The following is an 11,709-nucleotide window of genomic DNA, read 5'->3' on the forward strand; positions in this document are numbered from 1 at the left end:
CGACCTTTCCTCACTGACCACCTACAGACGCAACAATGGTGATGTGTTTGTTGTCCGGAATTTCCTGGAAACTCAGAACCTTAAGATTGGGAACACCGTGGCGAACAAAGCGAGCCAACAACATTCGAACCGAAGCAGATACCAGCAGTACCGCTGGTTTGCCTTCCTGCTCAAGCCGCGACACAGTTTCCTGCAGAGACTGTTGCAACCGTTCCGCCATGCCTGGCTCCAGCGAGACCCCGTCAAGATTCCCATCACTTCCGGCCTGCTGAACAGTCTTCTGCAACAACTGTTCCAACGAGCGGTCCAACGTGATAACTGGTATCTCTCTATCATTTCCGACGATTCCCTGAACGATCAGACGAGACAATCCCATCCGCGCTGCGTTCGTCAGTTGGCCTATATCCTGGGTTTTCGGTTGAAGATTGGTCAGTGATTCAGCAATGCTGCGCAGGTCCCGCACAGGAACTTGCTCTATCAACAGGTTTTGCAACACTTTCAGTAGTTGACTAAGCGAGACCGTATTAGGGACCAGCTCCTCAGCCAGTTTTGGCGACTTCTTCGACAGCAAATCAAGCATTTGCTGGGCTTCTTCATGGCCGAGCAGTTCATAGGCATGCTGTTGCAGCAGATGATTGACGTGGGTGGCTACCACGGTGCTGGCGTCTACGACCGTGTAACCCAGAGTCTGTGCCCGCTCTTTCTGGGTAGCTTCAATCCAAATAGCCTCGAGCCCAAAGGCCGGGTCGGTGGTCTTGGTGCCCTCCAGAGGCCCGAACACCTGGCCCGGGTTTATCGCCAGCTCCCGGTCCGGATACACCTCTGCCTCGGCTATTCCCACGCCCATCAGAGTCAGCCGATAGGCATTGGGCATTAAATCGAGGTTGTCTCGAATATGAATGGAGGGAACCAGAAACCCCAGCTCCTGAGACAATTTCTTTCGAATACCTTTGATGCGCCCCAGCAGTTGCCCTCCCTGGGAACGATCGACCATGGGGATTAGCCGGTAACCGACCTCCAGACCAACGATATCAACAGGCTGTACATCGTCCCAGCTTAGCTCCCGGGTTTCACTTTCGCTGGCTATGGCTGGCGCATCGGTGCCTGCGAGCTCACCTTTTAACGGCTTGCCTGACGGGCCGGATTTACCGCCCGCCTGTGTGGGTTTATCGGGCATCCCCGGGAAAAAGTTCTCCCCGTCGGCTTGTTTCTGGCGAAAGACAATAAACAAAGCCCCGAGACCCGCCAGAAATGCCAGCGTCAGAAACACCGTATGGGGCATGCCGGGCAGTACACCCATGACGAACATCATAAAAGCGGCAATGCCCAACGCCTTGGGCGTTGAAAACATCTGCGCCATAATCTGGTCGCCCATCTCCTGGCTGTTGCTGTTGCGCGTCACCATAATGGCGGCCGCAACCGACAGAAGTAATGACGGAATCTGGGCAACCAGGCCATCACCAATGGTGAGCAGAGCATAGACTTGCAGCGCCTGACCAAAATCCAGATCGTGTTGCATCATACCAATGGCCAGCCCGCCAAAGATATTGATCGCTAAAATCAGAATACCCGCGACGGCATCACCCCGAACAAATTTCGATGCACCGTCCATCGACCCATAAAAATCAGCTTCCTGGGCAATCTCCGCCCGACGGGTTTTGGCGGTTTCGGCATCAATGAGACCGGCATTCAGATCCGCGTCGATTGCCATCTGCTTGCCTGGCATGGCATCCAGGGTAAATCGGGCACTGACTTCAGATACCCGGCCTGCACCTTTGGTCACAACCACAAAATTGATAATCATCAGGATGGCAAACACGATGAAGCCAACCGCATAGTTGCCGCCGATCAGGACCTCGCCGAAAGCTTCGATCACCTTACCTGCTGCGTCGCCGCCTTCATGACCGTAGAGTAATACAACCCGTGTAGAGGCGACATTCAGCGCGAGCCGCAACAGTGTGGCCACCAGGATGATGGAAGGGAAAACGGCGAAATCGAGAGGACGCAAAACGTAGATTGCAACCAGCAACACAACGATGGACAGAGCAATGTTAAAGGTGAAGAACGCATCCAGCAGCATCGGTGGCACTGGGAGCGTCATTAACCCCAAAACCATCAACATCATAAACGGTATGCCAAGCACCCGCTGCGTCATCATTTTGGCATTGCTACGCGTGCTGGTCAGCACAGCGCCACGATCCAGTGAGCGGACCTGAGTTCCAAAACCTTTGATATTATCGAATAGAGCCATCTGTCAATTTTCAGGCGATTGCAGGGAGTTACCAGGGGTATCGCAAGGATTGGGCCAAGGAGTGCAAATACCCTCGAAACTATTCGTCAGTTTTCAACTCATCGGGAATATTAACAGACGGCTTGCGCTCCGGTTTGGGTGCACGGCCTTTCTTCCACTGATCAGTCTGAAAGACGAATGCCAGCACCTGGGCGACGGCGACATACAGCCCTTCCGGAATTTCCTGACCTATTTCAGTATGGTGATAGATTGACCGGGCCAACGCTGGCATTTCCAGAACCGGAATCTTGTATTCACCGGCAATTTCCCGAATTTTCATGGCGGTCTCATCCACCCCTTTGGCCAACAACATTGGAGCAGGCATACCCTGAGGGTCGTACTTGAGGGCAACCGCATAGTGTGTAGGGTTGGTGATAACAACATCGGCATCCGGCACGTCGGCCATCATTCTTCGATTGGCCATTTCTCGCTGCAACTGCCGAATCTTGCTTTTTACTTCGGGTTTGCCCTCGGTGTTTTTGTACTCTTCCTTAACCTCCTGCATCGTCATTTTCAGCTTTTTGGTATGACTGTAAATCTGGAATGGAATGTCAACAATGGCAATGATGATGGTACTGCAGCAGATCAGCAGAAACGTCCAGGCAAGAACGACAGCCGCGTGTTTGACCGAGGGGCCGGTCGGTTCGAAGACCATGCTGATAAAGTCACCTTTCAGACCAAACAAAACGATCACTGACACCGTGCCTACCACAAGTACTTTACCCCAGCCTTTCAACAACTCAACCAGAGCATTCAGAGAAAACATCCGTTTGAGCCCTGACAAAGGGTTCATCCGACTTCCCTTGGGTGCTATCGCTTTAACTGAAAAATTCCACCCCCCCAAACCAATGGGGCCAAAAAATGCGGCGACCAGCAACAACAGAAACAACGGTATCAACGACATCATGGCCTCAACAAAAGACGTCTCCAGATAGATCAATGCCACACGGGTATCCCAACTGGCATTCGGATCAAAACTGAAGCTGTACTTCATGATATCAAGCAGCGTGCCTGCCAGTGATGGTCCAAAAATCAGCAGGCCAACTGCCGCAGCGATGAGAATTGCAGACGTATTCAGCTCTTTCGAACGGGCAACATTGCCTTCCTCCGCGGCTTTCTCTTTCTTTCGTGCCGTGGGTTCTTCTGTTTTTTCCTGGGAACTGTCTTCTTCAGCCACGGGTCTTCTCCAGCGCTTTTTGTTCCATGCTCATGAACATAATCCGCTTACCAGACATCAGGGTTGCTGCAGTATCTGCATCATGAATGCCAGGTGCACGTCCAGTAGCCGCTGCACCATTGGCAACGCCACCCAGTAACTGGCCCATACGATCACCAATCCGGCCAACATGGTGACCGGAAAGCCCAATGCAAACACGTTCAATTGGGGGGCGGCTCTGGTCATCACACCAAAGGTCAGGTTAACCAGCAACAACGCTGCGATCGCCGGCAGAGCTAGCATCATCGACGCTTCAAACAACCAGGCACCAAATTGGGCAACGGACATAAAGGCGCTCTGACTGAAAGCTGAATCGCTCACCGGCATTAACTGAAAAGATTCAGCCAGCACTTCAAGCACGATGAGGTGACCGTTGATGGTCAGGAACACTAGGGTGACCAGCACCTGATACCACTGGCTTAGAACAGCCACCGAGACGCCGTTGGCCGGATCCACCATGGATGCGAAACCAAGACCCATCTGCATTGAAATGGTTTGCCCTGCCAATACGAATACCTGGAGAATGGTGAGCACCACAAACCCCAGTGTCAGCCCGATCAATAATTGCATGGCGATGATAACGAGGCTTTGCAACCCAGTGACTTCAATGACCGGCATGGGTGGCAAAACCGGATATAACGCAACCGTCATTGCAAACGCCAATCCCATGCGTATCCGCGCTGGTACGACTTGGGCGCCGAAGATAGGAACAATCATGAAAAAAGCGCCAATGCGAAAAAATGGCCAGAAAAAATCACTGACCCAACTGGCAATCTGCGCATCGGTAATAACCAAGAACAGCCCTACCCGATCAACACTGGAATGTTGAAAATAAGTGAATTGGTAAAATCCACGACTTTGCCAACGATCCAGGGGCCAGAAACAATCATCATCATCAGCGTCACCAGAAGACGTGGCAGAAAACTTAACGTTTGCTCATTAATCTGAGTCGCGGCCTGAAACGTTGCAACAACCAGCCCGACGAGCAGACTTGGCACGATGAGAATCGATACGATGGCAACGACAATGAACAACGCTTCGGAGAATAAATCGGCAATATTAATGGCATCCACGGTACGACTCCTTAAGCGAAACTGCTGGCTACTGAACCCATGATCATGGCCCAGCCATCAACAAGTACGAACAACATGATTTTGAACGGCAAAGAAATAATGATCGGCGACAACATCATCATGCCCATGGCCATCAGCACGGATGCCACGACCAGATCGATGATCAAAAAAGGAATAAATAAGAGAAACCCGATTTGGAACGCCGTTTTGAGTTCGCTGGTCACGAACGCCGGCACGAGTACATTGAGCGGTGTGTCCTGCGGAGTTTCAATTTGATTTTCCATGTCTGCCAACCGGATAAACATGGAGAGGTCACTCTCCCGCGTCTGCGCCAACATGAAAGTCTTCATCGGCGCGATGGCTTCATCAATAGCCTCTAGCGGTAATATTTCCTCGTTAATGTAAGGCTGAATGGCATTTTCATTCACCTGATTTAAGACCGGGGTCATGATAAAAAACGTCAGGAATAAGGCCAGACCAATCAGCATCTGATTCGATGGTGTCTGCTGTAAACCAATTGCCTGGCGCAAGATCGCGAAGACAACAATGATGCGCGTGAAACTGGTCGTCATCATCAGGGCGGCGGGAATGAAGGTCAGCGCTGTCATCAGCGCCAGAATCTGGAGCGTTACCGAGTAGGTTTGACCACCCTCCTCACTGCTGGTCAGCGTGATGGCGGGTATACCGCGAGCCTGAGCGACTGTACCGAGTAGCAACAGTGAGAGCAGCGCTATACCAGTCAGGTAGCGGCTAGGGTTGGGAGTCCGAGCCCCCCGGGGTTTTCTGTCTGTTGTGTTTGGCCAGAGAGTCACTGTCCAGTCCTTTCAATAAGCCTTTCATTCGATCGGCAAATGGACTGGGTTGCATCGTGTCTGTCAGATCGAGCGGGCCATCGTAACGGTGAAGTGTAGAGATCGACTGTGAGGTCACCCCAATCAGCAGGGTTTCATCAGCCGCCTTGATCAACATCAACTTTTCACGCGTACCCAAAGGCATCACTGACAGTACTTTGATGTGGCGATTATTAAAGCCTGAGCCGCCAGCCATTCGTCGTACTAACCAGCCACACGCAAAGATGAGGCCAACAATGAACAACAAGGTTAATCCCAGACGCATATAGTCGCTGCCCCCGCCTGGAATGGCAGAATTGGCACTGGCATTAGCCCAGCTTAGAGGCAACAGAAACAGCCCGACCGACGCGGCCGGGCGGGCAGACGTCAAAGTTTTGTTGCAGGCGTCAAAGATCGTGGTGCTCATCGTAAGCGTTGTATCCGTTCCTGCTGGCTGACAACATCCGTCAGGCGGATACCAAATTTTTCGTTGACCATAACCACTTCGCCATGAGCAATCAGTGTTCCATTGACCAGTACGTCCAGTGGTTCACCCGCTAGTCGATCCAGCTCTATCACACTGCCCTGATTCAATTGCAATAAGTTACGGATCGGAATCTGGGTGTTACCGACTTCCATGGAAATAACCACCGGGATATCGAGTATGACGTCAAGATTGGGCGAATCGCCGTGTGACGCTACCGAAGTCGCGGCTCCAAACTCTTCCAGAGGAGCACGGGTTGGATCCGTCATGGCATCGCTGTCATCGTCATCGGGTTCATCGTCACCGGACTCTGACATGGCTGCGGCCCATTCATCGGCCAGGGCCTGGTCGTCCTGGCCGCTATTGTCTTCACCGGTGCCGGTTTCATCTTCCGGTGGCAGGTCATTGTCACTCATCGTTACTTTCCTCTTTTACCGTCTGACTGATGGCTTCGACTGCATATTCTTCACGCTTGCGCCGTCGCTGCCCTAACAGCCTGGATTTCAGGTCTCCCACATCACGCTTAGCCATGGGTGACGGACGTATTACTTTCAGCGCCAGGTTTTCGCCCGACTGACCCAGAGTGCATTCAAACAGGGGCACTTTGTTTGCGGCCAACGTCAGGGTATCCGGCAGATCAATGGGAATAATATCCCCGGCTTCGAGGTCAACCAGATCGCGTAGCTTGATATCACGTTCGATGACGGTCGCATTGATGGGCACCTTGGCACGCAATATATCGTGGCGCAGCGAGTCGACCCAACGGTCGTCGATTTCATCAACATCGCTCTGCACACCAGCATCGAGCACTTCACGTACAGGCTCTATCATGGAGTACGGCATGGTGACATGCAGATCGCCACCGCCACCATCAAGCTCAACATGGAAGGTGCTGACCACGACCACTTCACTGGGGGAGACAATATTGGCCATCGCCGGGTTTACTTCGGACGACACGTATTCGAAGTCGACATCGAGTACCGCCCCCCAGGCTTCTTTCATGTCCTCGAAGACCTGCGACAATACCATCTGCACCACGCGAATCTCGGTCGGCGTAAATTCACGACCTTCGATTTTCGCATGGCGGCCATCGCCGCCAAAAAAGTTATCAACCAGTTTGAACACCAGCTTGGCATCGAGAATGAACAAAGCAGTACCGCGCAACGGGCGCACCTTGACCAAATTGAGACTGGTGGGTACGTACAAAGTGTGAACGTATTCGCCAAACTTGAGAATCTGTATGCCGCCTGTGGCAACGTCGGCACTGCGACGCAGAAAATTGAACATGCTGATTCGGGTATAACGGGCAAAGCGTTCGTTGATCATTTCAAGCGTCGGCATGCGACCGCGCACAATACGATCCTGGCTGGTTAAATCATAGGATTTAACGCCATTAGCGTCGCCGGTGTCTTCCTCTTCAACGGCACCGTCATCGATGCCATGGAGCAACGCATCAATTTCGTCTTGTGACAGTAAGTCCTGCACGGCAGCCCCTATTGCATGACAAAGCTGCGAAACAACACGGTTTCAAAACCGGGTCGACCGAGCTTTTCTTCTATCGTTGCCTGGACCGTCGCTGTGAGCGACTCGACCAGCTGTTGTTTGCCTTCAACCGTTTTCAACGTTTCAAAATCCTGTTCGGCCAATGTTTGCAGGAGGTTATTGCGCAGCAGCGGCATGTGCATATTGGCCATATCAATGGCTTCAACGTCACGTGATACGAGTGACAACTCCAACTGTAGAAAGCGGGTTCGGCCTGCTTCATTAAAATTGACAACAAACGCAGGTTGCATCGCCAGGTAATTCGCCGGGCCTGCTGCTATGGACGCTTCCATATCCTGCTCAGACATAGCTGCATCTCCTTCTGCAGCAGGGTCGTCCGCCCCGGGGCTTAGCAGAAACAAGGTGCCGCCAATGGAGGCTCCCGCCACCACCAACACACCGACCAGAATCAGCAACATCATTTTCAGTTTTTTCTTGCCTGAGCCCGTATCCTCGATCTCAGCCTGCTGTTCTTCCGCCATGTATTACATCCACTACTCTGTTTGATCGGCAGCCCGATAAGGCAATTGGGTTAATGCTCTATTGTACATCGCCCGGGTGTCAAAACCCCCGTTATGTCTATTTTAGCTAGCAAGGGTTACGCCAATAGTCAGACAGCGCCCCACTGGGGTTAGGTTGCCCGCAAGTCTAGTCGGCTCATACGAATTGGTCGACCAGGCCCTGGCCCCAGGCTACTGAGGTCGCCGACTCGTCAGACGTCTCGCTATCAGCTGCCATCTGTCCTGCTGTATCACCACCCGATTCGTCGTCACGTTCGCTACCGGCCCCTTGCTGCCCGGCTGATTCATCGCGGATATCGAGCTTCGCCAGCGACAAGCCCTGTTGTTCCAAAAACTCCCGCAGCCGAACACTCTGGCTTTCCAGTGCTTCTCGAACCTGTGGATTCTGTACCACAATCTGGACCTGTGTCTGGTCATTTTGGACCGTAATACGGACATCCATCAGGCCCAGCTCCGGCGGATCGAGCCGAATGGTCGCCTGCTGAATATCACCCCGGACCATCAATGCCAGGCGTTCGCCCAGTTGCCGCCCCGCCTCACCGGCCAGCACAGGTTGCTGCAGACTGCGCTGGATAACCGCATTAACCGCATCGGCCTTTTCGGGAACTGGCTGCCCACTGATCAGAGGCTGTCGGGCGTCATCGGCCACGGCTGCCGCCAGCGGTGTCAGTCTGGATAACGCCGGCGCCTCTGAATCATCCGTTGCGGAGCCGGCACTGCCGGTTTGCAATAACTGGCTGAACAGGGTGTCTGCCGTAGGTACGGACTTATCGGTCGACAGCATCGAATCCTGAGTTAACAGCGCACTCTCCGGACGCGATTGGTCGAACGTAGACGGCAGGCTGCCGGCCGCTGCAGTATTCAGGACAGCTTTAACACGTTCGGCAATGGATACAACCAATTGCGACAGCCCTCCCGGCCCTTCTTTCAATGCCTGAGACCATTGCTGCAGAGTGTCGAGCATTGAACGTTCACTCGGTATAGAAGCGGCTGAGTTTCCCGCCAACGGCAAGCCAGCGTTCAACATACCGGGAACCGCTTCACTGTTAGACATACCGGCCAGGCTATCGGGAGTCCATTCTGGCAAAGTTTCGCTGTCTATTCCGGCTACCTGCTGGTACCACTGATTCACGTCTGCTTGCAGTGAGGTCAGTGATTCACTCATAGCCTCTACCGTCATAATGGCTTGAGGACCTTGAGCAAGCAGTGCTTCGGCCGTCATTGCGACGGTAGGCGGCTCGGACACCCAGGTGTCCAGAGTATTAATGAAGTCGGCCGCCGCTTTATCGGTAAATCCGAGTTCATCTACCAGAAACTGAGTTAGCGGGCCTGTTTCACCGTCGGGCGTATCCTGTTCGAGCGTTAAAATATCTTCCAGTGTCGCCGTCAGCCCATCCAGTGTGCCCTTCAGCTCACTCAAGATCTGCTCAGCCTCACCCAGCGGCGCGGTATCCGTTTGCCGCTGCGGCAATATTTGGCCTTGCAGACCAGGGGGAAGCGACTCGGGGTGTTTGCCGGATGCAACGTTCAGCGATGCGGTTACTTCACCACCAGATTGATGGGTGTATTCGCTGAAAACACGCTGAAAACCGCGGTCTGACGCGGTTGATGCCCGAGCCTCGGTTTCCGTGCCGACGCTTTGCTTCGAGCTATTAAAGGCAATCTGAGGCGACAGTAACTGCATGGTGCCAATTCCGACATAAGAGGTGTTCAGGATCATTTGCAAAGCCCGGGCCATTCATGACCACGGCTGAAAATCGAAGGAGTGGCTGGGTTAGGGTGTGAGGACGAGGCTCTTAAGGGCGACCAGTGACTGATGTTAGTCGGCTCATGACACCCCCGAACTTAGAACGTTCCAGCAATCAGTTCCAAACGCTTACTTACAGATAGGCATGGCGCATCAGTCTTTCGACCTGATGGAGTTCTACTTCTATCCGGTCTACCAGCCCCCTCGAACCCTGAGTCCGACCTGAGCGAGCCAGGTCTTCGAGCTCGCGGCACAGACTGGACAGTTGTTTGGCCCCTACGTTAAGCGTACTGCCTTTAAAGCTGTGCGCGGACTGACGAATATCCTCTGCAACGCCAGAATCAACCGTCCGCATCAGCTCCCGAACACGGACCCGGGCATCCGTCAGAAAAGTTTCAATGAGATCAGGGAAATCGTCTTCAAGCAGAGTCTTCAACTCCCCAAGTATGGTGACATCCAGATGATCTTCAATCTGCATTGAGGTATCAGAGTCAGACATGGCAGCCTCGCGTTGGGTGATTGAATTGTGCACCATCCCTGGGGCCTCCTGAAGTCAGTAGTGGGTTCATAATAGGCGTTATCGGGTGCTTTTTACAGCCGAAGCCGCGAAGATGGTGTGATACAAGCGCTACTGACCCGAAAGTGTGTTCAATGCCTCGGCCACCGGACAATGGCCCGAACTGATCGGCCGTCGTCCAGATAGGTCAATTCATCCGATAATTGCCGGATCAGCGTTATACCGCGACCGCTATAATCCCACTGAGCACTGGTTCGCTGTAATGCATCATTTGAGGGATCAATGGCCATTGGCTGATCGCGTGTCGCGTTTTCATCATCGTAGTCGGCATAGGAAAACCCGGCTCCGGTATCAGTTACCTCCAATATGAGTTCACCACCGACCGCCAACGGCCGGTGGGTCAACGTCAGCCGGACACTGCCATCCGTGAGCGCCGCCAGCGATTGCTCGCGCTGCATATAATACTGCCCAAACCCCTGCGGACCGGTTTTTAGTTCCGAATCCAGCTCCAGCACGCCATGCTCCAGCGCATTGCTGAACAATTCAGCCAGCAGGGTGTAGAGCTGACCACCCAGTGGCCTGAGCCCTTCAACTTCCATCAACAGATTCATGACCAATGGCAAGGGGTTAAATGCTGCCAGGCTCTGGTCATGCAACGCCAGACTGAGAGTCCAGTTGACGGGCCCGCCAATAGAGCCTTTGTTGGACTCATAGGTGGTCATGCCAATGTCTTCGATATCGACCATTTTGGCAGTAACCAGAGTAATGTCATCGTCCCGGTCACTGCCCCCCATAAAGTCATCAACCTGATCCAGAATGGCCTGAAAAATCTGATCTGGCTTGCCTGTGCCGGAAAACACCTGTTTCAGCCGTTCCTCACCAAACATCTCATCGGCCGGGTTTCGGCTTTCGATGATACCGTCCGACCATAGAAACACCCGATCGCCGTTACGCATAACGACATCCCGGGTGTGTGGGTCGAATTCCGACGGGTCCAGCACACCCAGCGGCAAATGCGTGCTGGCAAATGGCTCAACTTTACGGCCCTGCTCGCGAAACAAATACACATCAGGAACGCCGCCAACCCAGACCCGTGCCGATTTATTGTGAAAATTCAGCTCAACCATGGCTCCGCAACAGAACACCCCAACAGGGAGGATCTTGCGCAATTTACTGTTGACCTCACGCAACACCTCCTCCATTGAAAAACCTGGCTCTTCGTAGTTTCCTGTGGAAATCCAGTATAATCAGGACTTGATCATACCGAATTTACGGGGAGTCTTTCTGTGGAAATCGAAGAGCATTATGCACTGCTTCTGGGTATTCATTCGCCCTGGGAGACAAGCTCGGTAGACCTCAACATGGCCAATAGCCGAGTCGATATCGAGATTGAGTATGTCGACTCCACTGGCGCGTGTCCTGAGTGCGGAACATTATGTCCAAAACACGATGAACGTGAATCCCGGACCTGGCGCCATCTGGATACCAT

12 protein-coding genes and 1 pseudogene are annotated in these 11,709 nt (G+C 53.1%); 1 reads left to right on the top strand and 12 read right to left on the bottom strand.

All coding sequences use genetic code 11. From position 1 onward, the window contains the following. Positions 1-10 precede the first annotated feature (10 nt). From flhA to G565_RS23115, 12 genes are all read right to left on the bottom strand, one after another. On the bottom strand, positions 11-2,251 hold the full coding sequence (gene flhA / locus G565_RS0105530) for a flagellar biosynthesis protein FlhA (protein WP_157600005.1): 2,241 nt from the start codon (positions 2,249-2,251) through the stop codon (positions 11-13). 79 nt (positions 2,252-2,330) lie between these two features. Continuing rightward, positions 2,331-3,467: a flagellar biosynthesis protein FlhB gene (flhB, locus tag G565_RS0105535; protein ID WP_028670054.1), complete on the bottom strand. Its 1,137-nt coding sequence runs from the start codon at positions 3,465-3,467 to the stop codon at positions 2,331-2,333. A 57-nt stretch (positions 3,468-3,524) separates the two neighbouring features. Continuing rightward, positions 3,525-4,301, bottom strand: a complete 777-nt coding sequence (gene fliR / locus G565_RS0105540) for a flagellar biosynthetic protein FliR (RefSeq protein ID WP_028670055.1) — start codon at positions 4,299-4,301, stop codon at positions 3,525-3,527. Positions 4,302-4,309: 8 nt separating this feature from the next. Then, positions 4,310-4,579, bottom strand: coding sequence for a flagellar biosynthetic protein FliQ (locus tag G565_RS0105545; RefSeq protein ID WP_028670056.1), 270 nt, complete (start codon positions 4,577-4,579; stop codon positions 4,310-4,312). 11 nt (positions 4,580-4,590) lie between these two features. Further along, on the bottom strand, positions 4,591-5,295 hold the full coding sequence (gene fliP, locus G565_RS0105550) for a flagellar type III secretion system pore protein FliP (RefSeq protein ID WP_245584130.1): 705 nt from the start codon (positions 5,293-5,295) through the stop codon (positions 4,591-4,593). 34 nt (positions 5,296-5,329) lie between these two features. Beyond that, positions 5,330-5,836: a flagellar biosynthetic protein FliO gene (fliO, locus tag G565_RS25835; protein WP_051207399.1), complete on the bottom strand. Its 507-nt coding sequence runs from the start codon at positions 5,834-5,836 to the stop codon at positions 5,330-5,332. Then, positions 5,833-6,309, bottom strand: coding sequence for a flagellar motor switch protein FliN (gene fliN / locus G565_RS0105560; protein ID WP_051207401.1), 477 nt, complete (start codon positions 6,307-6,309; stop codon positions 5,833-5,835). The genes fliO and fliN overlap by 4 nt, the downstream gene beginning before the upstream one ends. Then, positions 6,302-7,378 carry a flagellar motor switch protein FliM gene (gene fliM / locus G565_RS0105565; protein ID WP_028670059.1) on the bottom strand — a complete coding sequence of 359 codons (1,077 nt, stop codon included), beginning with the start codon at positions 7,376-7,378 and terminating at the stop codon, positions 6,302-6,304. Before fliM ends, fliN begins: the two co-directional genes overlap by 8 nt. Before the next feature lie 8 nt (positions 7,379-7,386). Further along, a complete protein-coding gene (locus tag G565_RS0105570; RefSeq protein ID WP_028670060.1) occupies positions 7,387-7,917 on the bottom strand; it encodes a flagellar basal body-associated FliL family protein in 531 nt (176 codons plus the stop codon). A 175-nt stretch (positions 7,918-8,092) separates the two neighbouring features. After that, positions 8,093-9,676, bottom strand: coding sequence for a flagellar hook-length control protein FliK (locus G565_RS0105575; RefSeq protein WP_028670061.1), 1,584 nt, complete (start codon positions 9,674-9,676; stop codon positions 8,093-8,095). Between the two features lie 160 nt (positions 9,677-9,836). Beyond that, complete coding sequence (locus tag G565_RS0105580) at positions 9,837-10,238, bottom strand: Hpt domain-containing protein (RefSeq protein ID WP_051207403.1); 402 nt, start codon at positions 10,236-10,238, stop codon at positions 9,837-9,839. A gap of 113 nt (positions 10,239-10,351) precedes the next feature. Continuing rightward, on the bottom strand, positions 10,352-11,458 hold the full coding sequence (locus G565_RS23115; protein ID WP_342662968.1) for a SpoIIE family protein phosphatase: 1,107 nt from the start codon (positions 11,456-11,458) through the stop codon (positions 10,352-10,354). Between the two features lie 48 nt (positions 11,459-11,506). Here G565_RS23115 and G565_RS27180 point away from each other — a divergent pair. Further along, positions 11,507-11,709 (top strand): annotated as a pseudogene (locus tag G565_RS27180) (ISL3 family transposase); the annotation flags it as partial.

The organism is Saccharospirillum impatiens DSM 12546, from assembly GCF_000423605.1.
In the GTDB taxonomy this organism is placed as follows: Bacteria; Pseudomonadota; Gammaproteobacteria; order Pseudomonadales; family Natronospirillaceae; genus Saccharospirillum; species Saccharospirillum impatiens.

Bases quoted from the DNA above. Each gene is read 5' to 3' on its own strand.
- flhA (WP_157600005.1), bottom strand. From the start codon at position 2,251: ATGGCTCTATTCGATAATATCAAAGGTTTTGGAACTCAGGTCCGCTCA.
- G565_RS0105570 (WP_028670060.1), bottom strand. From the start codon at position 7,917: ATGGCGGAAGAACAGCAGGCTGAGATCGAGGATACGGGCTCAGGCAAG.
- fliO (WP_051207399.1), bottom strand. From the start codon at position 5,836: ATGAGCACCACGATCTTTGACGCCTGCAACAAAACTTTGACGTCTGCC.
- G565_RS0105575 (WP_028670061.1), bottom strand. From the start codon at position 9,676: ATGATCCTGAACACCTCTTATGTCGGAATTGGCACCATGCAGTTACTG.
- G565_RS0105580 (WP_051207403.1), bottom strand. From the start codon at position 10,238: ATGGTGCACAATTCAATCACCCAACGCGAGGCTGCCATGTCTGACTCT.
- fliN (WP_051207401.1), bottom strand. From the start codon at position 6,309: ATGAGTGACAATGACCTGCCACCGGAAGATGAAACCGGCACCGGTGAA.